The 20,810-nt window shown below is 70.8% G+C and carries 25 protein-coding genes; 16 read left to right on the plus strand and 9 right to left on the minus strand.

All coding sequences use genetic code 11. The features are described from left to right. Positions 1-11: 11 nt before the first annotated feature. Genes MFF13_RS19765 through MFF13_RS19775 form a run of 3 tightly spaced genes read right to left on the minus strand, consistent with a single transcriptional unit; the run spans position 12 to position 4,122 of the window. Complete coding sequence (locus tag MFF13_RS19765) at positions 12-1,169, minus strand: glycosyltransferase (RefSeq protein ID WP_147751365.1); 1,158 nt, start codon at positions 1,167-1,169, stop codon at positions 12-14. Positions 1,170-1,190: 21 nt separating this feature from the next. Next, entirely contained in the window at positions 1,191-2,078 is an 888-nt protein-coding gene (locus MFF13_RS19770) for a glycosyltransferase family 2 protein (protein ID WP_238272796.1), read from the minus strand. After that, positions 2,068-4,122 carry an HAD-IIB family hydrolase gene (locus MFF13_RS19775; RefSeq protein WP_238272797.1) on the minus strand — a complete coding sequence of 685 codons (2,055 nt, stop codon included), beginning with the start codon at positions 4,120-4,122 and terminating at the stop codon, positions 2,068-2,070. Before MFF13_RS19775 ends, MFF13_RS19770 begins: the two co-directional genes overlap by 11 nt. A 60-nt stretch (positions 4,123-4,182) precedes the next feature. Here MFF13_RS19775 and MFF13_RS19780 point away from each other — a divergent pair, with 60 nt between their 5' ends. After that, positions 4,183-5,223 carry a glycosyltransferase family 4 protein gene (locus tag MFF13_RS19780; protein ID WP_147751370.1) on the plus strand — a complete coding sequence of 347 codons (1,041 nt, stop codon included), beginning with the start codon at positions 4,183-4,185 and terminating at the stop codon, positions 5,221-5,223. Further along, positions 5,223-6,416, plus strand: a complete 1,194-nt coding sequence (locus tag MFF13_RS19785; protein WP_147751367.1) for a glycosyltransferase family 4 protein — start codon at positions 5,223-5,225, stop codon at positions 6,414-6,416. Before MFF13_RS19780 ends, MFF13_RS19785 begins: the two co-directional genes overlap by 1 nt. Positions 6,417-6,438: 22 nt before the next feature. Here MFF13_RS19785 and MFF13_RS19790 read toward each other — a convergent pair whose 3' ends face one another. Continuing rightward, positions 6,439-7,422 (minus strand): glycosyltransferase family protein, encoded by a 984-nt coding sequence (locus tag MFF13_RS19790; protein WP_147829475.1) that lies wholly within the window; start codon positions 7,420-7,422, stop codon positions 6,439-6,441. A 98-nt stretch (positions 7,423-7,520) separates the two neighbouring features. On the opposite strand from MFF13_RS19790, the gene MFF13_RS19795 reads away from it, so the two are divergent. Further along, positions 7,521-8,153 carry a glycosyltransferase family 29 protein gene (locus MFF13_RS19795; protein ID WP_147752055.1) on the plus strand — a complete coding sequence of 211 codons (633 nt, stop codon included), beginning with the start codon at positions 7,521-7,523 and terminating at the stop codon, positions 8,151-8,153. A gap of 10 nt (positions 8,154-8,163) precedes the next feature. Further along, on the plus strand, positions 8,164-8,808 hold the full coding sequence (locus MFF13_RS19800) for a hypothetical protein (protein WP_147752056.1): 645 nt from the start codon (positions 8,164-8,166) through the stop codon (positions 8,806-8,808). A gap of 33 nt (positions 8,809-8,841) precedes the next feature. Here MFF13_RS19800 and MFF13_RS19805 read toward each other — a convergent pair whose 3' ends face one another. After that, positions 8,842-9,750 carry a LysR family transcriptional regulator gene (locus MFF13_RS19805; RefSeq protein ID WP_147752057.1) on the minus strand — a complete coding sequence of 303 codons (909 nt, stop codon included), beginning with the start codon at positions 9,748-9,750 and terminating at the stop codon, positions 8,842-8,844. 90 nt (positions 9,751-9,840) lie between these two features. Here MFF13_RS19805 and MFF13_RS19810 point away from each other — a divergent pair, with 90 nt between their 5' ends. Next, the gene (locus MFF13_RS19810) at positions 9,841-10,284 is read left to right on the plus strand and encodes a PACE efflux transporter (protein WP_147752058.1); all 444 of its coding nucleotides are present in this window, start codon (positions 9,841-9,843) and stop codon (positions 10,282-10,284) included. 12 nt (positions 10,285-10,296) lie between these two features. Here MFF13_RS19810 and MFF13_RS19815 read toward each other — a convergent pair whose 3' ends face one another. The 3 genes from MFF13_RS19815 to MFF13_RS19825 are packed head-to-tail and all read right to left on the minus strand — an operon-like array spanning position 10,297 to position 13,011. Beyond that, positions 10,297-11,190 carry an NAD(+)/NADH kinase gene (locus MFF13_RS19815; protein WP_147752059.1) on the minus strand — a complete coding sequence of 298 codons (894 nt, stop codon included), beginning with the start codon at positions 11,188-11,190 and terminating at the stop codon, positions 10,297-10,299. 60 nt (positions 11,191-11,250) lie between these two features. Next, positions 11,251-12,237, minus strand: a complete 987-nt coding sequence (locus MFF13_RS19820) for an SPFH domain-containing protein (RefSeq protein ID WP_147752060.1) — start codon at positions 12,235-12,237, stop codon at positions 11,251-11,253. Positions 12,238-12,258: 21 nt separating this feature from the next. Continuing rightward, the gene (locus tag MFF13_RS19825; RefSeq protein ID WP_147752061.1) at positions 12,259-13,011 is read right to left on the minus strand and encodes an NUDIX hydrolase; all 753 of its coding nucleotides are present in this window, start codon (positions 13,009-13,011) and stop codon (positions 12,259-12,261) included. Positions 13,012-13,222: 211 nt separating this feature from the next. Here MFF13_RS19825 and MFF13_RS19830 point away from each other — a divergent pair, with 211 nt between their 5' ends. The 6 genes from MFF13_RS19830 (at position 13,223) to MFF13_RS19855 (ending at position 16,546) form a co-directional block, all read left to right on the plus strand. Beyond that, positions 13,223-13,690 carry a hypothetical protein gene (locus MFF13_RS19830; protein ID WP_147752062.1) on the plus strand — a complete coding sequence of 156 codons (468 nt, stop codon included), beginning with the start codon at positions 13,223-13,225 and terminating at the stop codon, positions 13,688-13,690. 101 nt (positions 13,691-13,791) lie between these two features. Continuing rightward, positions 13,792-14,088: a hypothetical protein gene (locus tag MFF13_RS19835; protein ID WP_147752063.1), complete on the plus strand. Its 297-nt coding sequence runs from the start codon at positions 13,792-13,794 to the stop codon at positions 14,086-14,088. A gap of 33 nt (positions 14,089-14,121) precedes the next feature. Next, positions 14,122-14,421, plus strand: coding sequence for a hypothetical protein (locus tag MFF13_RS19840; protein WP_147752064.1), 300 nt, complete (start codon positions 14,122-14,124; stop codon positions 14,419-14,421). A 334-nt stretch (positions 14,422-14,755) separates the two neighbouring features. Further along, positions 14,756-14,941, plus strand: a complete 186-nt coding sequence (locus tag MFF13_RS19845) for a hypothetical protein (protein WP_147752065.1) — start codon at positions 14,756-14,758, stop codon at positions 14,939-14,941. A gap of 141 nt (positions 14,942-15,082) precedes the next feature. Further along, positions 15,083-15,331, plus strand: a complete 249-nt coding sequence (locus MFF13_RS19850; protein ID WP_147752066.1) for a hypothetical protein — start codon at positions 15,083-15,085, stop codon at positions 15,329-15,331. Between the two features lie 477 nt (positions 15,332-15,808). Beyond that, positions 15,809-16,546 (plus strand): Crp/Fnr family transcriptional regulator, encoded by a 738-nt coding sequence (locus MFF13_RS19855; RefSeq protein WP_238272799.1) that lies wholly within the window; start codon positions 15,809-15,811, stop codon positions 16,544-16,546. Positions 16,547-16,657: 111 nt separating this feature from the next. On the opposite strand, the gene MFF13_RS19860 is transcribed toward MFF13_RS19855, so the two are convergent. Further along, a complete protein-coding gene (locus tag MFF13_RS19860; RefSeq protein WP_147752067.1) occupies positions 16,658-16,933 on the minus strand; it encodes a DUF6894 family protein in 276 nt (91 codons plus the stop codon). 157 nt (positions 16,934-17,090) lie between these two features. Between MFF13_RS19860 and MFF13_RS19865 the strand changes: the two genes are divergently transcribed. From MFF13_RS19865 to MFF13_RS19885, 5 genes are all read left to right on the plus strand, one after another. Then, positions 17,091-17,258 carry a hypothetical protein gene (locus MFF13_RS19865; protein WP_187273660.1) on the plus strand — a complete coding sequence of 56 codons (168 nt, stop codon included), beginning with the start codon at positions 17,091-17,093 and terminating at the stop codon, positions 17,256-17,258. 542 nt (positions 17,259-17,800) lie between these two features. Further along, entirely contained in the window at positions 17,801-18,088 is a 288-nt protein-coding gene (locus MFF13_RS19870) for a hypothetical protein (protein WP_147752068.1), read from the plus strand. A 12-nt stretch (positions 18,089-18,100) separates the two neighbouring features. Beyond that, positions 18,101-18,409 (plus strand): hypothetical protein, encoded by a 309-nt coding sequence (locus MFF13_RS19875; RefSeq protein ID WP_147752069.1) that lies wholly within the window; start codon positions 18,101-18,103, stop codon positions 18,407-18,409. 374 nt (positions 18,410-18,783) lie between these two features. Next, entirely contained in the window at positions 18,784-19,194 is a 411-nt protein-coding gene (locus tag MFF13_RS19880) for a helix-turn-helix domain-containing protein (RefSeq protein WP_147752070.1), read from the plus strand. Between the two features lie 334 nt (positions 19,195-19,528). Beyond that, on the plus strand, positions 19,529-19,771 hold the full coding sequence (locus MFF13_RS19885) for a hypothetical protein (RefSeq protein WP_147752071.1): 243 nt from the start codon (positions 19,529-19,531) through the stop codon (positions 19,769-19,771). The last annotated feature ends 1,039 nt before the right edge of the window (positions 19,772-20,810 follow it).

Here is a 20,810-nt window from a genome sequence, read left to right on the forward strand (position 1 = left end):
CTCCGGGAGGTTCAGGCGGTGCGGGATGCGGGCATGCGGCCGGCGACGACCGTGAGCGGAGCAGGCTCGGCCGCGCCGTGCCAGAGTTCGTCGGTCAGGCCTTCGAGCCATCCGGCGGCGCGCGCGGCGGCGTCCGGCGCGTAGAGGCTGCGCAGGGGGGCGGGGTCGAGGCCGCGCGCCCGGTCTAGGAGGTCGCGCCAGCCTTGGAGGTCGCCGGGCCAGATTGGGGCCTGGACCGCAGCCCCGAGCCGGACCAGGGCCTCGGCCTTCCGGGTCTGCTCGCCGAAGTAGCGCCATTCGGGCATCACGATCAGCCGGCCGCCGACGCGGGCGACCTCGTGGATCGTGTTGTCGCCGGCCGAGGCCACCACGATGTCGGCGGCGGCGAGGTAGTCGGTGACGGAGGGCACCCAGCCGAGCTCGCGCAGGTTGGCGAAGTCGGTCTCGTGGCCCTCGCGGTGGGTCGGCCCCAGGGTCAGCCACAGGGTGTCGGGCGCAGCCCGCGCCGCCACCGTCAGGGGTGCGTAGGGCGTGCCGCTGCCCCCGCCCCCGGTGATGGCCACGACGATCTCGCGCTCAGCATCGAGGCCGAGCTTCGCCCGCGCCTCCGCTCGGTCGGGCACGCCTTCGACGCTGGTGCAGAGGCCACCGCTGTAGAACGTCTTGGCGCGCAGGGCGGCCGGGTAGTCGTCCTGCTCCATGCGCTCGTCGAAGGGGGCCAGCATCCCGACGCAGGCCTCGTAGGCGCCGACATGGCCGATGTCGGAACGGTCGCCGTGCATGCGGATCTGCACCGCGGGCACGCTGGCGATGCGCGCGAGCAGGGCGATCTCCGCCGAGACGTCGACCATGAACAGGCCGACGTCGCGCTCGTCGAGGTGGTCCAGGATGCGCCGCATGGTCCGGCGCATCTCGGCGAGCCCCAGCGGCACGCAGTGCATCACCTGCGGCGTCGGCTCCGCGTAGAGGCGCGGCGTCGGCACGGACGCGCCGATCATGTTCGGCAGCGGCACGATCTCGATGTCGCGGGAGAAACCGTCGAACAGCGACGGGCCGGCGGTCAGCACGGAGACGGGCCGGTCCTTTGCGAACTCGGCCGCCACCGCCATCGTGCGGTTGGCGTGGCCCCGTCCCTGATGGTGGACGAAGAACGCGATGGGCTTCTTCATGGCTGTGGGATTCGCGATCCGTCAGGAGAACAGGGCGTCGGGCCGCAGGGCGGCGGCGATCTCGGTCGGGTCCGGCCGGCGCAGGACTTGGATCGCGGGGGCGTCGTCGTCCCAGGCGATCAGCCCGGCGGCCCGGAACTGGTCGAGCCAGTAGGTCATGCACCAGCGCCCGTGCGCGCGCCGGAAGCGGGCGGCGTTGGCGAGGATGGCGTCGAAGTGCTGCAGCGGCGGCACGTGGACGGGATGGTGCTGGTGGTACGCGCGCGCGCCGCCGACCCAGAAGGTCGGCAGGCCGGAGGCTGCGAGGCGCATGGCGAGGTCGGTCTCCTCCCCGCCATAGCCGGCGTAAGCCTCGTCCATGCCGCCGCATGCGCGCCAGGCGTGGGCCGGGAGGGCGAAGGACAGGCCCCAGAGCTGGCCCGGATCCGGCTCCCGTCGCAGGCCCTCGGCAGGAACCGGGGGACGGGCCGGATGCGCCCGGCCGAGCCGCGCGAGCGCGGCGTCGTCGGCGGCGACGTCGGCGTCGAGCCCGGGCGGCAGGTACAGAACCTCGCCGAGGAACAGGCCCTCGGCCTGTGCCGCCGCGCGCCGGTAGGCCGCCACGAGGCAGGGCGACGGGATGCAGTCCACGTCGAGGAACACGAGGAGGTCGCCCGAAGCGGCCTCGGCCGCGCGGTTGCGGGCGGCCGCGAGCGGCATCGGCTCGCCGGCGACGTGGCGATGGCGGACGGGGCAGCCCGGGTCGGGCAAGTCGGCGGCACGCTCCGGCTGCATCCAGGCGATGACCAGCTCGCGAGGTGGCACGGATTGCCGCGCCAGCCCGGCCATGAGGTTGCGCAGCCGGTCCGCCCGGCCGCGGACCAGGGTGAGCACGCTCGCCGACGGCCTGTCGGACGCGTCAGACGGCATCGGCCAGCATCCGGCGGAAATGCCCGACGCCCTCGATGATGCCGCGGGCGTGCGAAGCGCGGGCGACGTAGGAGTGCTGCAAGCCGGCGTGGCTCGCCAGGTCGTCGGAGTAGTTGGCCACGATGATCGCCTGCGCCCCGGCGCGCAGCATCTCGACGTCGTTGCCGGAATCACCGGCGACGAACACCGCCCGCTCCGGCAGGGCGTAGAGGGCGCGGACATGGGCCACCGCCGTGCCCTTCGACGCCGCCGCCGGCAGCACGTCGAGGTAGCGGCCGTGGCTGTGGATCACGGTGGCGCGTTGCCCCGCGAGGGCGAGGCGGGCGCGCACCGCCCGCGCCGCCGCGGCGTCGGCGAAATAGCTCAGCTTGTGCCCGCGCTGCTCCAGCGGCCCCTGGGGCACGAGCCCGTCGAGGCCGGCCAGGACCGCGTGGACGCCGGCCCGGTCCCAGTCGGCGGAGACGGCGGTGCGCCACGCGAGGTCGGCGGCGTAGGTCACGCCGTTGGGGTCGAGATGGTAGATCTCGGAGCCGACCGAGGTGATCATCACCTGCGGCCGCGGGCTCATCTGCTGCTCGAGGATCGCCATCGCGCTGTGGAACGACCGGCCGGTGGCGACGCCGAAGGCGAGCCCGGCCTGCCGGCTACGCCAGCGCCGGAAGATGCCGAGCGCCGCCGCGCAGCCGACGAGCGTGTTGTCGATGTCGCAGACCAGCATCTGGCGCGGCGCCGCCAGGGGCGGCTGCGGCGCTAGCAGCGCACCGAGCAGGGCGTGGTAGCGCGCGGCGTGCTGGTCCCAATCGTAGGCGGCGGCCGCGCGGGCGCCGCCTGCCACGCAATCGGCGTACAGCGCCGGCTCGCGGAGGATGCGCAGGCACGCCGCCGCGATGGCGTCGGGCGCGCGCGGGTCGACGAGGAGCCCGTTGCCGCAGGTCTCGACGATGTCGTTGGGGCCGCCGCTGTCGGTGGCCACCAGCGGCAGCCCGGCGGCCGAGGCCTCCAGCAGCGTCAGGCCGAACGGCTCGTTGAGCGCGGGGTTCACGAAGACGCCGCCGCGGGCGCGGGCGTAGGCGTAGATCGCCGGCACGTCCTCGGGATCGTGGGTCTTCGGGTAGGCCACACGCCCGTAGAGGTCGTAGCGGTCGATCAGCACCAGGATCTCGCGCAGGGTGGCGGGCATGTCGCCGTCGAGCGCGTCGATGTCCTCGCGCATACCCGCCATCAGGACGAGGTTCGCACGCGCCTGAAGCTCGGGACTCTCGCCGTAGGCCCGCACCAGGGCGGCGAGATTCTTGCGCGCCACCGGCCGGGCCAGCGCCAGCAGCACGGGCTTCTCAGGCTCGTGCAGGAAGCGGTCGATGGTGGCGTCGACCCGCGCCAGCGGCTGGGCCGCGGTGAACCGCGCCAGGTCGCTGCCCGGCGGCAGGACCCGGATGCGCCCGGGATCGTAGGCGGTGTACCCGGCATACTGCACCTCCGCCTCGTCGCGCGAGGAGGCGACGACGAGGCTCGCGCGTGCCAGCGCGCCTTCCTCGGCGGCGATGCGATGCACGAGGTCGGGGGCGTCCTCCGCGCCGGCACCCATCAGCGCGGCCTTCACGCGCCCGAGCGAGTGCGCGGTGAACACGAAGGGGATGCCGAGCGCGTCCTGGACAAGCGCCGCCACCGAGGCGGCGTCGGCATAGTGGGCGTGGATCATGTCCGGCGCCCGCGGCTGCCGGGCGATCCAGGCGACGAGGTTTCGGGCGAAGCTCGCGACCTCCGTGTGCATTTCCTCTTTGGAACGGTAGGCCGGCGACGCGCTTGCGAGCCGCACCAGTTCCACCTTGTCGGAGATCCGCTCTTCGGGCACGGCGTAGTCGGGGCCGTGGATGCCGTCGAACAGGCGCGTCGCCATGACGATCCGCGCGATGTCGGCATCCTGCGCGGAGGCCGCCACGAGGTCGAGCAGGTAGCGGATGTGGCCACCGGTGTCGGCGGTCAGGCCGAACGCGACTCCACCGCCGCGAAGGCAGCCTTGCAGGGCGACATGCAGGACGAACATCAGGCGGCCGGCGTCTCAGCCGTGACCGGGCGAGGAAACGTTACAGGTGAGGTCTCGACCGTGATCCGCGTCGCCCAAGTCGCCCCCAACATCTTCCCCGTTCCCCCCGAGCATCACGGCGGCACGGAACGGGTCATCCACGATCTCGGCACGGCGCTGCGTCTTATAGGTGTGGAGGTAACGCTGTTTGCCCCCTCCGACAGTGCGACAGACTTGCCGCGCGTCGGCAACCACCCGAGCCTCGCCGCCCTGGAACGGCGCCACGGGCGGGTCGCGCCAGGCGTCCCGGCTGCGCTCGACGCCCTGCAGCTCGAGGCGCTGCGGCTGCGCCTCGACCAATTCGACATCGTGCATTGCCACGGCGAGTTCGCGCATGCGGCGCTCCTCGGGGCGCGCCGCCGCCACAGTCTCACGACGGTGCACTGGCGGGTGGACGAGCTCGACCGGGCGCTGTTCTTCGCGGGCTTCCCGGACCTGCCGGTGGCGGCGATTTCGGCGGCGCAGGCGGCCGAAATCCCGGCCGCGAACCGGGCCGGGATCGTGCATCACGGCATCGCGCGGGACCGCTACGCGCTGAGTCGGCGACCCGAGGCGCACGTCGCCTTCGTCGGGCGGATGACCGACCAGAAGCGGCCGGACACCGCGATCCGCGTCGCGCGCGCCGCCGGCCTGCCGATCAGGCTCGGCGGCACCGTCGACGTCGGCAACCCGGACTATTTCGAGCAGCGGGTGCGCCCGCTTTTGGGCGACGACGCGACCTACCTCGGCCCCGTGGACGACCGCCGCAAGGCCGACCTCCTGGGCGGCGCACGGGCGCTGTTGTTCCCGATCGACTGGCCGGAGCCCTTCGGGCTCGTGATGATCGAGGCGATGGCCTGCGGCACGCCGGTGGTCGCCTGGAACCGCGGCTCCGTACCGGAGATCGTCGAGGACGGCGTCACCGGCTTCATCGTTTCCTCGGAGGCGGAAGCGGTGACGGCGCTCGGGCGGATCGGTCAGCTCGACCGCGCCCGGGTCCGCGCACGCTTCGAGGCGCGCTTCACCGCCGACCGCATGGCGGCCGACTACCTCGCCCTCTACCGCCGCCTGCTCGCCGCCTGATGCGGGTCGCCTACCTCGCCTGGGACTACCCGCCGGCCCCGAGCGGCCTCTCGACCGCGGCCCGCGAGATCGCCGAGAGCCTCGCCGAGGCCGGCGCCGACGTGACCGTCTTCACCCTCGACCGCACGGGGTGCGACCGCGTCGGCGGCGTCGACGTGGTCGGGCTTGCCCTACCGCCGGGTGGCGCGCTGGCACGCCTACGCCGCCGGGGCTCGGCCGGGCACCTCGCGGCCCCCCTCGCCTTTCGACGTGCGGTGCTCGCGGCCCACGCCCGCCAGCCGTTCGACGTGGCGGAGGCGACGAACTGGTACGCCCCCGCCGTGCTGCTCGCGGGACGCCGCGACCTGCCGCTGGTGACGCGAAGCTCGACGCCCGCCGCCTTCACCCGCGACGCCCCCGCCACGCTGCGCGACCGCCTCGACGGCCGAACCGCCGATTTCCTGGAGCGCAGGCAGGCGCGGGGCAGCGCCGGGCTCGTCGCCAACACCGCCGAGCACGGCGCGGTGATCGCGCGCGCCTACGGCCTGTCCGGCCCGCAACCGGGGGCGGTGATCGGCTTGAGCCTGCCTCCCGCGATCACGGAGGCCGCGCGCGGCGCGTCCTATCCGGAACATGAGGAGCCGGTGCGCCTGCTCTTCGTCGGGCGGGCGGAGGCGCGAAAGGGCTTCGACGCCCTGCTCGGGGCGATGGCGATCCTCGCCGACGAGGCGGCGCGCGGGTCGGGGCCGTCCGTCCGGCTCGATCTCGTCGGCGTGCCGGCGGCGGACTTGCCGGCCGATCTTCCCGCGGCGGCGCGGGCCTGCATCCGCCCGCTCGGCCGGGTGCCCGCAGACGATCTCGCGCAGGCCTACGCCGGGGCCCATGTCGTGCTCGCGCCCTCACGCTACGAGAGCTTCGGGCTCGTCTACCAGGAGGCGCTGGCCTACGGCCGCCCGGTGGTCGCCTGCGCGCTCGACGCGAGCGCGCGCGCCTTCGTCGGCGATCCCGGTGCCGGGCCGCTGGCGCGGGACGCCACCGGCGCCGCGCTCGCCGACGCGATCCGCCCGCTGCTCGCCGACCCGGACGTGCGCGTCGCCTATCGCGCCCGCGCGCTCGCGGCGGCGGGCCGCTTCACCCGCGAGGGCTTGGCGCGCCAGACCCTCGACCTCTACGCCCGCGCCCTTGCCTCGGCGCAATCGCGACAGGCGCGTTGAAGCGGACGTGTGGAGGCGAGCGCTACGCGCGAAACGGGCGCAGCAGCGCCGCTTCTTCCTCGGGTCGCCCGCGCCCGGGGGCGAGGCTCTCGTAGCGGCGCGAGCGCGCCAGCACATGCGCGCGGCCGAGGTGGTGCTCGATCGCCCCGTGCAGCGCGACGAAGCTTCGCGGCCAGCCGCCGTCGAGGGCAGGCCGCTCGTGCACCCGGCCTTCATAGCGCACGGCCTTGCGGTTCAGCCGGTACTGCACGTCCGGGAAGACGTCCGACAGCAGGCCGTCGACCCGGTTGCGGCGCGCAAGCCCGACCGAGAGCACGTCGCCCGCCTCCGCCAGGGCCGCAAGCGCCGGGAGGCGGCGGCCGACTGCAAGATCAAGGGTCTCGTCCGCGTCGAGCTGCAGCATCCAGGGATGGTGGGCGAGATCCTGGAGGGCGTTGCGCTGGGCGGCGAAATCGCCATCCAGCGGACGGGCCGCCACGCGGACCGCATCATGCGGAAACCCTTCGTCCGAGACGGTGCGCGGCGACGCAGCCGCCGCGTCGAGCAGGACGACCACGTCGTCGGTCCAGGCCGCGTGGGCCGCGACCGCCGCCAACACGCGGTCGAGGTCGGGCGGCCGGCAGAGCAGGCCGAGGGAGACCGGCACCCGCTCCCGCCCATCGAGGGCGTAGAGGTCGGCCTGCGCGGCCCGCACCGCGTGCGGCCGGCGAAGCTCCGCCCGGCCCGCGGCGTCCTGCGGGCGGATGCCGAGCCCGAGGGCGGTCGCGGCGCTACGCAACGTGTAGAGGTCGAGCCCGTAGGCACCCGCCGGGTCCGGGACGAAGGTCGGGCCGGCGAGCCGCGCGGCGAGGTCGGCGCGGCAGCGGGCCGGGTCGGCGTCCGGCGCCAGCAGCAGGCCGCAGGACGCGCAAGCGATCGGGAAGTCGCGGCGCTCGCCGCCCGGATACGCGAGGTGCCGCCCGCTCGGCTCCAGCATGTCGGCGGCGCAGACGAAGCAGCGGCGCATCATCGATTTCCGATCCTCGACCTGCCCCGGCTTGCCGCGCGGGGCCGACGCCATACCTCCGCTTTTCCCCGCACAAAGTCCGCAAACCCCTGCCGCACGTGAACGCTCCCGTCGATCCGTCCTTCGTCGGCGACGCGCTTCCGCGCCTCGACCGGCCGCTCGCCGTCGTCGGCAACGCGCCGGGGGTCGAGGCCGCAGCCGCGATCGACGCGGCGGCCTGCATCGTGCGCTTCAACAACGTGGCGGGCTTCGGCGGAGCCGCCGGCTCCCGCGTCACGCACCTCGCCCTCGTCAACCGCGGCGGGCAGATGCGCGCGTGGCTGGCCGATCCGCGCTTCCTCGATCGCCCTGTGGTTCGCGCAGCGCAAGCCTTCATCCTGCCGTTCCCGATGCTCCCCGCCGAGCACAACCGGCCCGAGCAGACCTGCTGGACCCGCGAGGCGCTGGCCCGGCTCGCGCCCCTGGGCAAGCCGGTCCACGTCCTGCCCGAAGCCTTGCACGAAGAAGGACGGCGTCGCCTCGCTCCCGGCACCACCGGCAGGCCGAACCCGAGCACCGGATACCTGGTGACGCTGGCGCTCCTCCTCGCGCGGCCCGCCGGATCGGAGCCGGTCGACGCCTACGGCTTCGGCTTCGCCGGCTGGCCCGGGCATCCGTGGGCGGCCGAGCGCGCCTGGTTCGCGGAGGCCGAGGCGGCGGGCCGGCTCCGCCTGCACGAAGCCGGACGATGAGGTTTCTCGCATGACGACGCTCGTCACCGTCCTGAAAGGCGGCGGCCGCTACGACGCGACCTGGGTCGAACGCCTTGCCCGGGGCGTTCGGCGCCATGCCCCGGCCTTCGACCGCATCCTCTGCCTCACGGACCTTCCGCTCGAAGTCCCCGGGGTCGAGCGGGTCGCGCTTCGGCAGGGCTGGCCGGCGTGGTGGGCGAAGATGGAGGCGTTCCGCCCCGGCCTGACGCGGGGGACGACGCTGCTGTGTGACCTCGACACGGTCTTCACCGGCCCGGCCGACGCCCTGGCCGAGCCGGGCCTCGCCGCGATGGAGGACTACTTCCACAAGGACCGGCTCTCCAGCGCGCTGCTGCGCTGGGATGGCGACGACCTCGCTTTCCTCCACGCCGCCTTCGCCGCCGAGCCTGAACGCTGGATGGCGGCCGGCTCCTGCGGGCCGGTGCCGAACGGCGTGCACGGCGACCAGGTCGTCATCGACCACCTGATGCGCCGGGCGGGCGTGCGGCCGGCCTTCGTCCAGCGGCTCTACCCCGACCTCCTCGACTTCTACGATCCGCGGCGTGCGGAGCACGGGCCGGTGGTGATCTTCATCGGCGATGCCAAGCCCGACACCGCCGCCGGCCCAGTCCACACCGCCTGGGCGGAGCCCTGACGGGCCCGCGCGGGGGGCCGGCGAAGTCGCTTTTCAGCTCGGCGGCTTCTCGCCCGAGAGGCTGCCGACGCGCTCGGCCGCAAAGCGCGTGCGCAACCAGGCGGCCGCGGGGCCGCAGGGCCGCTGCTTGTGCCAGACCAGTTCGAGGGCGATCGGCCAGTCGCCCGCGTCGAACTGCAGGTCCGGCGTCACGAGGTCGGGCGCGGTCTGCGAGGCGGCGATCACGTGGTCGGTGACGAAGGCCCAGCCGATCCCGTGCTTGACCATCTCCAGGATCACCCAGTGGCTCTCGACCCACCACACCTCGGCGGCCACCCGCAGGCGGCGCTTCTCCGGCCCGTCGCCGCGTGCGGCGACCAGGATCTGGCGGTGGCGCTTCAGCTCCTCCCATTCCACCCGCGCCTTCGCCAACGGATGGTCGCGGCCGCAGACGAGCTTGAGCGGCACCCAGCCGATGGTCTGGAAGCCGAGTTCCGTCGGCAGGACCTCCTGGCGCCACATCACGCCGAGGTCGGCGGCGCCGGACCGCACCATGCGGCTGACATCCTCCATCAGCGGGAACAGCAGTTCCAGCTCGACGTTCGGGAAGGCCTTGGCGAAGTCCGCGAACAGGGCGCCGAGGGCATGCTCGGGGTAGAGCTCGTCGATCGCCACCACGAGGCGGTTCTCCACCCCCTGCTCGAGGCTGCGCGCCACGCCGACCAGGTGCTCGCGGCGGTCGAGCACCACGCGCGCCTCCAGCAGCAGGCGCTCCCCCGCCGGAGTCAGCACCGGATTGCGGCCGGCCCGGCTGAACAGGGCGAGGCCGAGATCGGTTTCGAGGTTGGCGACCTGGGTGCTGACGGCGGATTGCGCCTTCCTCAGGATGCGCGCCGCGCCCGAGAAGGAGCCGGCTTCGGCCGCCGCCACGAAGGCCTGGAGCTGGTCGAGGGAGACCGCCATCCATCGAATTCCGAGATAGGTTCCAACTTGCGAGCACGAGTATCGCAGATAGAACGCGCTCAACCTATACCAGCTTTACGAGACGAGACCATGCGAACCACACGCGACCGCATCCGCCACGCCATCCTGTTCGAGGTGATCGGGCTCGCCCTCGTCATCCCGCTCGGCTCGACGCTGTTCGGCCTTCCCGCCTCCGACATGGGGGTGATCGGCGTCGGCAGCGCGCTCGTCGCGATGGCGTGGAACTACGTCTACAACCTCGGTTTCGATCGCGCGCTGCAGCGGCTGACCGGGCACACGCGCAAGGGCCTCCTCCTGCGGGTGGGCCACGCGGTGCTGTTCGAAGCCGGGCTGCTGGTAATCCTGCTGCCGCCGATCGCCTGGTACCTCGGCATCTCGCTGGTCGAGGCGCTGGTGATGGACCTCGCGATCGCGGGCTTCTACGTGGCGTACGCCTTCCTCTTCAACCTGGCCTACGACTGGGCCTTTCCGTTGCGAAGCTGGGGCGCGGTCGCAGCGGAGCCCACGGCCTGAACCGCAGCGCGCTCACGCGACGACGAGGTTGAGCCTGCGCGCGGCCGGCCCGAGCTCGACGCGCCGCCCCCAATCGAAGGCGATGAAGTCCTGCTCGATCCCGTCGGCGAAGACCACGCCGCCCTCGTTCATCCGCGAGGTGATGGACAGCGCCGTGCCGGCGAGCTTGCCCGCCCGCACCGTGGTGCCGGTGGCGACGCTCGGGAAGGGCTCGCGCACCCAGTAGCCCACCGCCGACTCCTCCGCCCCGATCCCGAGGGTGAGGCGCGTCGCCTCCCCGATCGAGCGGGCCCAGCCGGTCAGGCCGGTCCCCGAGGCGACGATGAGCCCGCTCGAGGACTGGTCCTCGGCCGCGCCCTCCGCCTCGATCCGGTAGCGCGCCGACTGGTGGCTGCGATGGCCGACGAAGATCTCGTTCAGCGCCAGCAGCCGCTGCCCGGTGTCGAGCACCGCCTCCACCAGGGTGCGGCGCTCGACCGGCGCCGCCCCGGCGGCGCTCGCCGGCAGCAGCGCACCAAGGCGCTCCACCGCGAGACGTGCGAGGGCGCCGTCGTAGAGGTCGGGCGCCGGGTTGACGCCGAGCACCGGCTGGTCGCGCAGGTACTTGGCCACGTTGGCCACGAGCCCGTCCTGGCCCACCGTCACGACCACATCCTCGGGAGCGAACAGGAAGCGGTCGAGGTCGCCGCGTCGCGCCAGCGCCTGTCGCCACTCCCCCGGCACCGCCGCCCGCGCCTGCGCGAGCACTGCGTGGAAGCGGGCGTGGCGCGCCTCCACCTCGGCCAGGTTTTGGCCTCGGCTCCCCAGGAAGAACCGGGCTTGGCCGCGGGTCGCGTGCCGGGCGAGCAGCGCCTCGTAATCGGTCTCGCGGATCACGAACACCGCGCGCGGGGCGATCACCGCCATGGCACACTTCCTCTCATGGCACGCTTCCTCTCATGGCACGCCTCCCATCATGCCACGCCCCTAGCGCGGCAAGGCGGGCGACGGCGCGGGCCTGCGGAACTCGCCGAGCGCGGCGGCCAGCAGGTCCGGCGTCACGTTGAGGTGCTCGATGGTCTCGAGCTTGCCCGCGAACTCGCGGGCGGCGAGCCCGAGGAGCACGGCGGGCGGCAGGTCGCGGTAGATCGCGGCCCGGCGTTGCTCGGCCTCGACGTGGGCGCCCTCGACGAGGCGGATGCGCTCGGCTTCGGCGGCCGCCTCGAGCCCCTGCGCCTCGGCGAGGCCGGCGGCGCGGTCGCGGGCGTTCTCCGCCTCCCGCGCGATGAGCACGGCTTCTTGCCGGGCCAGTTCCGTGCGCGTCTCCAGCTCGTTCTCGGCGATGGCCCGCTCCTTCTCGACCGCGAGGGCGCGGCGCGCGAAGGTCGCGGCGTCGGCCTTCTGCTGCAACGCCTCGAAGGTCGGCGTCTGCAACGCGCGCTCCAGCTCGCTCGACGGCGCGAGGTTGGTGAGCCGCACCGAGACCACGGCGATGCCGATCTCCGCCAACGCCGGGGCCGCCCCCAGCACGGCTTCGAGGGCGAGGCGCAGCGGCTCGGGGCCGGCGTCGAGGAGGGTGCCGACCGGGCTCCCGCCGATCGCCTGCATCACCGTCTGGCCGGCGATGCCGCCGAGCCGCGCCTCGATGCGCTCGATCGGCTCGCCCTGCGGGCGGCCGGTGCGCAGCCCGAGGGAGAAGTCGACACGGCTCGCCAGAAGCACCGGATCGACGACGCGCCAGCCGATCGTGCCCTGGACCACCACGGTCTGGAAGTCCCGGCTGCGGCCGCGCACGAACAAAGTGGTCTCGCGGTCGTCCATCGGCACCTCGCTGATGCTCGCGGTCTCTGGCCGGAACCAGAACACGAGGCCGCGCCCGCTCTGCCGGATGCGGCCGTTGCGGTAGCGGATGACGTGGCTGCTCGCCTCGCTCCTGAGCTGGGCGACCGGGCCGAGGTTGCGGATCGTGGCCATGGGAGCCTCCTTTCGCTGGAATCAGAGCGGCTTGCGGAAACGGTAGAGTTCGGCCGGCCGGAACGAGGTGCCGGCCTCGCGGGCGCCCGTCGGGACGAGCCAGCCGCGGTCGAGCATCCGGCGGCGGAAGGCGGGCTTGTTCAGGGACGTGCCCAGGATCGCCTCGTGCACGTCCTGAAGTTGGCGCAGGGTGAAGCTCTCCGGCAGCAGCGCGAATCCGACGTCGGAATAGTCGAGCTTGCCCCGCAGCCGCAGGATCGCCAGGGCGAGGATGTCGGCGTGGTCGAAGGCGAGCGGCAGGGCTTCGTGGCCCGCCCGGTCGCGCACCGCGAAGGCTGCGACGGGCCCGCCCGCCTCGCCGGCCCAGGACACGGCGATGCGGGCCGCCGACAGCGCCGCGTTCTCCTCTTCGACCTGCGCGAACACGGCCTCGGGCAGGAGTGCCAGGTAGGCGACCGTCACGATCCGCATGCGCGGGTCCCGATCGACCGCGCCGAAGGTGTAGAGCTGCTCCAGGCGCGTCCGCTCGGCCTCGATCGCATCGAAGCCGGCCTTGTCGCGAAGCACGCGCGCCGCCGCCCCGTCGAGGGTCTCGTCCGGTCGAACGAAGCTGCCCGGCAGTGCCCAGCGCCCGGCATGCGGGTGCTCGGCGCGCTCGATCAGCAGCACCGCCGGGTGGCCATCGCTAAGACCGAGCAGGACGAGGTCGACGGTCAGCGCCGGCCGCTCGAAAGCGGTGGGATCGTAGGCCTTCAGAAAGGCATCCTCGTCCATGGCGACACCATATATCTGTTCTGCATCTAACTAAGATGCAGAACAGATATATGTCAAGCTGTGCGGTCGGCTCTGCCGTGCCTGGTGCGACGTCCCTCGCTACGTGAACGAACTCCCAGCAAAATTTGATCGTCACAGCCGCTTCCGCGTTGACGACCCGGATCGGCGGCGCCCAGGGCGCTCGCCTTCGAGAAACACCGCGAGACCTGTCATGACCTGCATCCGATCGAAGAGCGTGAAGGCCCTGGCAATCTCGGCAGTCGTCGCGGCGAGCCTGACAAGCACCGCCTCCGCCGACTGCCTGCGGCGGGTCTACAACCGCTCGACCGCCGTGCTGGTGGCGAGCCAGGACGGAGGCCCCGCCTTCGTCGTCCCGCCGGGGCGTTCGGCCACCGTGCGCCTGTCGCGGCCCGGGCAGATCGACCTGACGGCGTACTGCTCATCGGTGGACCGCTTCGGACGCCCGGTCGCCGGCGGACGGGAGGCCGCAAGGCTCCACTTGGATTACGAGGCGGTGCTCGACCGCTGCTTCATGAAGTTCGGCGACGGGTTCTTCCAGCCGGAGCTCGGCCCGGGCTTCTTCGGGACGACGAATACGGCGCCCTTCACCGTGAACAACCCGAAGCAGGGCGACGTCGTCCTCGGACCTTCCGGTGCCATCTGCTCGCCGGAGAACTGAGCGCGTCTCTGGCCGTTCTTATGAGGAGATCTGTACCGGTCTCGACCTGTGGCGTATTGATGGGACCGAACATGACCGAGCAACACGGGGACGCAACACAGATGTCCGAGGTCCTGCGCCTCATCGGAACCTTGTCCGACGAGGTGCTCGATGCCCAGATCATGAAGCGGCCGGTGCCGGCGGTCCAGGTCGCGGCGTTGGCGGACGCGGCGCGCCTCCTGCAGGACCACGACATCGCCCTGCCGCCGATGCTGCTCCAGGTGCTGCATGGGCTCGATCGCGACGGTGTTTCGCCGACCGGCGACTCGGACGATGACACGTCGGATGCGCCGGACGAGGCGGATCCGGCCAAAGGCCTCAAGAGGTTCCTGCGGCCGTTTCGGAACTCTCGTTCCTAGGTCGGCTTCTCTCGGCACACACTGGGAGAAGACATGACCAAGATCACCACGCTTTCCGGCGCCGCCGCGATCCTGATGCTGACGGCCGGCGCGTCCTTCGCCGCCCCTTGCGCGGTAGGCACGACCACCAACAACCAGGGCGCGTCGTCCTCCGCCGACAAGAGCTCGTTGGCCGACGGCACCTCGACCGCCAAGACCACACCCGGCGCGAAGGCCGAGACGCCCGGAACGGTCGGCGCCCTGAACAACGTCGGCGCCGGCACCAAGCCGGCCGACGGCGAGCAGAAGCCGGCGGAAGGCAAGGTGGTGAAGCCGGGCAGCAACGACTGCTGACCACCGTCGAACGGCCTTTTTCGATCGTCCGATGGCCCTGCCGGTCTCGCCCGGCAGGGCTTTTTGTTTGTGCGCCGGACCGATCAAGGCCGCTTGCGGGGCCGACGCGACGGGTCTCGCCGGAGCTTCACGAGGCGGTCATGCCGGCGGGCGTACAAGCCTCAGCGTCCGCACCGTGCGACGCCCGGGTTCGCCGGAATCCCGCCGTCGACGAGGACGGACAGATCGCCGCGCGGCATGCATCCTTGCTGCACTGCAGCACGGCGCGCCCCATCTCTGGTGCAACGCAGTCATGGACCGTCGCACCCCGGTGCGCCCGACCCGGAGAGCCACCATGTCGAACCTCGAACACCGCGCCGCCGCACGGATCGCCCCTGGATCCGCCTCGGTGCCGCCGCTCGTCCCAAAGCACATCCGTGAGCAGTACGGCACGGCGCTGACCCGCATCCCGCACATCGCGCTCGGCGCCCGAAAGGTCACGACCAGCAAGGCCCTGCCCGCCGTCGGATCGTTCGGCTGAGGGGAGATTTTCGCCGACGCTTCCGGACCGGCGCGCGGTATCCCGGATCGCGGCTACGTCGGAGTCGCCGAGTGATCCGGGACCTTTCGACGGGTGCGCCGGTTGATCAGCGCCGCGTCCGTCAGCGGCCTGGAGTACGCCGTGTACAATCCCTTCTTCTCGTCGATGATGCTCGCCTTCGAAGCCCAGAAGGTCGTCGAGCTTCGCCTTGTCCGGCTCGCCTGGGGCGGCCGCGAAGGCACGGCCGAGATGCAGTCGATGGTGGTCGAGAAGATCCAAGCGGGCATCGAGGCCGCCGGCACGCTGATGATGGGCGGCTCGCCCGAGGTCGTGATCGCGCGATACCGCGAGCACGTAGCCCAAAATACCAAGCGGCTGATGGCGGCGTAGGCTTCGAATCGGGCGGCCGGCACCGGACCGGCCGATCACAGAGCGCCGTGATCGGGCTCCCGCGCGGGGCATCGGGAGGCCTCGTCGGCGCTGATCGCCGAGACACCGCGGGATAGGCCGCGAGCTTTTCCCGTGACGACGGGACTGGCGCCGTCCTTCCCTTGCGACATCCCTGCTTCAACCAGGCATTGCAGATTTAACTTATGATAACGTAGAGACGCGAGGGCTTCGCTATGCGGCTCGAAGGACGGGCCGGTCGCAATCTCTGGTTGGCCAATCGGGATACCCGCCCCTTCGCCCATCGGAGACGACGTTGCCCTGCGCTCATTTCGCCCGCGAGGATGGCGACAGCTGGACCGATGTGAGCGGGAGCGGCGAGTTCCGCGCGCTTCGACCTTTCGGCCGACGCACCCGGATCTCCGGGGATGCCGGGCGTCCGATGTCCGCGCGGGCGCCGCGCCTCGGATCGATCCGCTGGTGAGCGACGCGCTCGGCTCCGACCAGTCGCCGCCCGCGCTGCTGATCCGCAAACTGGCGAGCACCGCGCAGCTCTCGGATAGGGATCGTGGCGCGATCGGGATGCTGCCATTCGCGGTCCTCACCTTCCCGGGGCGCACCAGCATCGTCCACGAGGGTGATGCGCCCAAGCAGTGCTGCCTGATCCTGGACGGGTGGGCCTATCGCTGCCGCACCCTCGCCAACGGGCAGCGCCAGATCTTCGCGTTCTACGTGCCCGGCGACATGCCGGACATCGAGAGCCTGCACCTGCACGTGATGGACCAGGGCCTCGTGGCGATCGCCCAGACCACGGTGGCCTTCGTCGCGCACAAGGACATGCGCGCCCTGATCCAGAGCAACACCAACGTCGCGATGGCCCTGTGGCGCGACACCCTGATCGACGCCACCCGCTGCCGCGAGCGGGTGATCAGCCTCGGCCGGCGGCAGGCCGTCGGCCGGATGGCGCACCTGTTCTGCGAGATGTACGTCCGCCTGCGGACGGTCGCCCTGGCGGACGACCTGCGCTACCTGCTGCCGCTGACCCAGGCCGAACTGGCGGACGCGTTGGGCCTGTCGTCGGTGCACGCGAACCGCTCGTTGCAGGAACTCAGGAAGATGGGGCTGGTCACGCTCCACCGCCGCGAGCTGATCATTCAGGACTGGAGCGGGCTCGCGACGACTGCGGAGTTCGACCCGTCCTACCTTCACCTGATCTGACGATCCGGGCTGCGGATGGCGAGCGGTCGGTCGGCGCATCGGGCGGGGGTGATACGGCGCGGACGGGCCGGTGCAGCCGCCTACACGAACGTGCCGCGCCGGCGGCCGGGATCATTGGGTTTGACGGCGCAGGGCGTGGATCGTTTCGACCGCGGACGAGCCGGAGGTTTCGATGTGGCAGACGAGGCGCAGCGTGAGCAGCGTGGAGTCGGCGTCGCGGATCGTCACCACGATGAAGCCACCGCGTCCGTCGCCATCGAGGTCGGAGACGTAGCGAGCTGCGCACGAGATCGCGTGCGCCCGCGCCGCCTCGATGTCCGACAGCTCCGTGCCCGCCTCGTCCCGGAGGTCGATGCCGTCATGGATGTCGAAGTAGTATCGGACCATGCTCCCCCCGGCATACATCGCTAACCTATGTAAACAGAGTCCTCGACACCGAGCACTCTGGCAGGATATGACCCATATTGGTGATGGGCAGGACTAGCCTTATGCATCGAACGACGCAAGATGTAACCCCACGGTCACAATGGCGATAGAGGTCAAGGTGCAGGAAGAGACCATTGGCGCCATTGGCGACGCCGTCGACCTGCTGATACAGGCTCGCGAGCGGCTTGAAGCGCATACGTCGTCGAAGACGCGCCTACTCCTCGACATGCTTCTTCTGGATCTTGCCGAACAGTTGGCTGCTTTCGCCGAAGAGGCAAAGCATTGACGGCAGGTGGACCGATTTTTCGCCGGCATATCGTCCGAATCGGATTCACTTATGACGCTTTCGGCGAAGTCGAGGGTGTCTAACGTGAGGCGCGCGCCTCCCGTGATGCGAATGCCCCCGCTTTGCTCAAGTGCCTTTCCCCTTCGGCGGGCGCGAACGACGTTCAAGACGCTCAGAAGCATAGAGTGCGAAGAGAACGCAGCTTTAACGAAGCCTTTACTACGACGAGGGATAACCAAGAAAACAACCCTCGATTGCGTCTGGCCGATGTACCTCCCGCTGATCGCCGCACTGATGATGCCCTGCGCCCTCATGGTGGTCGCGGTCTCGGTTGCCGGTCGCGGAGACCCTGACGACCGGTGGACCAAACTATCCCACTCCACTCGTCGCCTGATGGACCTGTAGGCCGAGCATGCCGCCTCTCGCGAGCCACACCTCGCGCCGTAGACTTTCGTCCGGCGACGAACCGGCGTTTCGTTTACGGCGCGTTAACCATTGCAACCGGAAGTTGATATTACAGGTTCTCGAAGACAGGTGATCACGTGGCTGGTCTTGCGCAACTCGAAGAACAGGCGGTGGAGAGGCTGACGCTCCGTCTTGTCGAGGACGCCTATTACGACCTCGCGGCGGTGGTGCAGGCGGCCAAACCCCAGGCCGCGGCCGCGCTCCTGGCGGTGATGGAGCAACGGGTGACCGACGTCCTCACCCTCCTGTGCCGGACCCGGTCCGAAGGCGAGCGCTCGGAGGTGATCGCGCTCGCGGTCGGCGAGCGCATCGCCGAGATCATGGACCAGGCGCATGGACGCCCGTCGCACGTCCGCGCCGCCTAGGGAGATCGCATCATGACCGTCGACCGCAGCGCCGGCTTCGAGAAACGAGCCGTCGAAGGTTTCCTCGGCGTCGCCTTGCAGGTCGCCCTGGTCCGCCTCGGCGAACTCTCGGGTGGACGGGCCGAAGAGGCGCTCGACCATTACGAGCATTCGCTCGTCCAAGCCCTTCGAGGTTTGACCGGGCCCGAGGGAGCGAAGCTATCGACGAAGACCGCAGTCGAGGATACGATCGTGATCCTGCGCCGGGCGATCGACCGCGCCAGCCGGACGATCGCGGAAGGCGAAGCTTCGACGATGCGGCGCTCGCCGATCGCAGCCTGACCGATCACCGATCGGCCGTAGGCCAGCAGAGTGATCGCAGGTCGCAGCCGGATGAGATCGACCGCGGGCGACGATGCCTTTTCTCTCACGTTCGCTGCTTGCAACGTCGCGAGAGGTGTTGGTCAGCGCAGTAAACGCTTGCAGCGAACGGACCGCGCGGAGCCCGCCTGCGGCGGAGGACGAATACTGACGGCGGGTCGCAACAGTAGCATCTGCGCAGGCACAGCGACCGGCTAACGGTCAAGCTATGTCGAATTTGCAACCCCGGGTTGATCTCAGGTGTGAAACTCAATCGCGCGCAATGCGTATTGGGTCGTGTCCGGACCGGCGACGACGCCGGCTCGGCTTCCTCCGACCTGAAAGCGACCGTTCCGATGATGCCCACGCATGCGCCGAAGCTCACCACCGATGGCGATCGGTCGATCGGAAGCCGCATCGCGGCGTATCGGACGGCGCAGGGCCTGAGCCAGACTGCGCTCGGTCAGGCTCTCGGGGTGACGTTCCAGCAGGTCCAGAAATACGAGAAGGGCCGCAACCGCGTGGGCGCCGCCCGCCTTCAGGCGATCGCCGACTTTCTCGGCGTACCGGTCTCGACCTTCTTCGATGAGCCGGCCGAGGCCGTCGACGGACGCGAGTCGATCCAGCACCTGCTGCAGGACCCGGAGGTGATGAGCCTGGTCCGGACCTTCGCCGGCATCTCCGACGCGGCGACGCGCCGCAACGTTCTCGCCATCGTCAAGGCCGCCGCCAGCCTCGCAACCACTCCTCCGGCGTCGGTCGAGTGATGCGGCTCCGACCGCGGCGGGTTCGGGGTGTCGGACGGTACAACCGACTTTTCAGTCGTCGCGCGTTGAACGCGTACAGCCTCACAAATTATCTTTTAGTCCCAGACAAGATATTTTTGATACTGCGCCGCCGTTTTATTGCCATGTGCGCGCAGCGCATGGCGTGACTTGGTCTTCGATGGACGAATGCGGTCGAAGGGCGGCAGTATAAAAGAAGAACTACGAATTTCCTGCATTATGTTGCGTTGCAAAATCCGCATATCGCACCGCACCATTTCCGTGTTTCAATCTCTTGGTCGGTCGGCTCTGCAGGCGACCCAACCGGAGATTCGTCATGCGCTTCACCCACGCCCTCACCGTTGTCGCCCTCGTTTCGGCGCCCTTCGTCGCCGGCACCGCGATGGCCGGCGAGCCGCTCAACCTCACCCCGCCGCTCTACCGCGAGCAGGCCCGGACGATCCGGCAGACCCGCGCGACCAGCGACATGCTCACCACGCCGCAGCCGGTCATCGCCGCCAAGCCCGTCGAGGCCCGCCGCGTCGTCGAGGTGGTCGCCGAGGCCAGCGCCGCCCGCTGATCCCGCGATCGGACGGCCGACGCGGCTCCTCGAACGAGCCCGCGGCCACCTTGCGCCGGAACACCGCCCGCCTCCGGCGCGGGCGGGGCTCCGGCCTATCGCGTTTGACGGTCTGAATATTCTACGCACGGCGCGGCCGGTCTCTTCCGCGAAGGAGACCGCGTCGATCGCAAATCCGTAGCGCGGAACCTCGCCCTATCGGATCTGCCGTTGCGCGGCCTCCCGCCCGGCAGCAGCGTGGAACCGAAAACGAAGACGTGATCGTCACGCTGGGGTCGGTCGCGCGCCCGAGGACGTGCCGAACGCAGGACGTGGCCTCGGCCGTCGAGCACGACGGTTAGGCGGTCGCCGCCCCGCAGCACTTCCCAAAATTTCTTCTCGCGTGAAGCCGATCCGAGCCGGGCGTTTGACCCTCGGAACGAGGACCGGCGCAAGGCTTAAGGCCCCTTGCAAGCTTGCGGCGCGCCTTGGGATTGGGAAGGCCCGAGTACGGTTCTGGGACCGGGTCCCGCCCATCGCCCCGGCGCTCGCCTCCGCCATCCAACCGCACAAGCACATGACGGTCGAAGCCGGCGGCAAACTTTGGTTCTGTCTGCGCCGACCGCGCACCTGCCTACGCAAGCCCGAATTGGGGCGGCTCCGCTGAAATCATGGATCAAGTGGCGACCGAGACCGTCGGCTCGGACCCGAATCGGCAACGGACCGCACGCCGCCCTCGCCATGCCGACCCATCCGCTTCTCGCCGAGGCGAAATGCCCGCGTCGGAAGTCCGCGGTCGTTTGGAGCTTATCCAGGCTGTCCGAGTTGCCCCCGGCATTTCCGATTTCGATGGCGACGCCCTGCGGCGGCCGTCGCCCCCCCCCCGCAACAGGTTCGGAGACCATGATGGGACGACCTGGAGACCTCGACATGAGCCGACGCGACGTGGTCGCCACCGCGACCGCGGCGGCGGCCCTTTCCACTCTTCCCTCGGGCGCCCGCGCCGAGGGCGCCGCCACGGGCCAGCCGGTGCTTGCGACGGTGTCGTTCACGATCAACG

The organism is Methylobacterium cerastii, from assembly GCF_022179125.1.
In the GTDB taxonomy this organism is placed as follows: domain Bacteria; phylum Pseudomonadota; class Alphaproteobacteria; order Rhizobiales; family Beijerinckiaceae; genus Methylobacterium; species Methylobacterium cerastii.

Coding starts and splice junctions, on each gene's coding strand:
- MFF13_RS19765 (WP_147751365.1), bottom strand. CDS start 1,169: ATGAAGAAGCCCATCGCGTTCTTCGTCCACCATCAGGGACGGGGCCAC.
- MFF13_RS19770 (WP_238272796.1), bottom strand. CDS start 2,078: ATGCCGTCTGACGCGTCCGACAGGCCGTCGGCGAGCGTGCTCACCCTG.
- MFF13_RS19775 (WP_238272797.1), bottom strand. CDS start 4,122: ATGTTCGTCCTGCATGTCGCCCTGCAAGGCTGCCTTCGCGGCGGTGGA.
- MFF13_RS19785 (WP_147751367.1), top strand. CDS start 5,223: ATGCGGGTCGCCTACCTCGCCTGGGACTACCCGCCGGCCCCGAGCGGC.
- MFF13_RS19790 (WP_147829475.1), bottom strand. CDS start 7,422: ATGCGCCGCTGCTTCGTCTGCGCCGCCGACATGCTGGAGCCGAGCGGG.
- MFF13_RS19800 (WP_147752056.1), top strand. CDS start 8,164: ATGACGACGCTCGTCACCGTCCTGAAAGGCGGCGGCCGCTACGACGCG.
- MFF13_RS19805 (WP_147752057.1), bottom strand. CDS start 9,750: ATGGCGGTCTCCCTCGACCAGCTCCAGGCCTTCGTGGCGGCGGCCGAA.
- MFF13_RS19810 (WP_147752058.1), top strand. CDS start 9,841: ATGCGAACCACACGCGACCGCATCCGCCACGCCATCCTGTTCGAGGTG.
- MFF13_RS19815 (WP_147752059.1), bottom strand. CDS start 11,190: ATGGCGGTGATCGCCCCGCGCGCGGTGTTCGTGATCCGCGAGACCGAT.
- MFF13_RS19820 (WP_147752060.1), bottom strand. CDS start 12,237: ATGGCCACGATCCGCAACCTCGGCCCGGTCGCCCAGCTCAGGAGCGAG.
- MFF13_RS19825 (WP_147752061.1), bottom strand. CDS start 13,011: ATGGACGAGGATGCCTTTCTGAAGGCCTACGATCCCACCGCTTTCGAG.
- MFF13_RS19830 (WP_147752062.1), top strand. CDS start 13,223: ATGACCTGCATCCGATCGAAGAGCGTGAAGGCCCTGGCAATCTCGGCA.
- MFF13_RS19835 (WP_147752063.1), top strand. CDS start 13,792: ATGTCCGAGGTCCTGCGCCTCATCGGAACCTTGTCCGACGAGGTGCTC.
- MFF13_RS19840 (WP_147752064.1), top strand. CDS start 14,122: ATGACCAAGATCACCACGCTTTCCGGCGCCGCCGCGATCCTGATGCTG.
- MFF13_RS19845 (WP_147752065.1), top strand. CDS start 14,756: ATGTCGAACCTCGAACACCGCGCCGCCGCACGGATCGCCCCTGGATCC.
- MFF13_RS19860 (WP_147752067.1), bottom strand. CDS start 16,933: ATGGTCCGATACTACTTCGACATCCATGACGGCATCGACCTCCGGGAC.
- MFF13_RS19875 (WP_147752069.1), top strand. CDS start 18,101: ATGACCGTCGACCGCAGCGCCGGCTTCGAGAAACGAGCCGTCGAAGGT.
- MFF13_RS19880 (WP_147752070.1), top strand. CDS start 18,784: ATGATGCCCACGCATGCGCCGAAGCTCACCACCGATGGCGATCGGTCG.
- MFF13_RS19885 (WP_147752071.1), top strand. CDS start 19,529: ATGCGCTTCACCCACGCCCTCACCGTTGTCGCCCTCGTTTCGGCGCCC.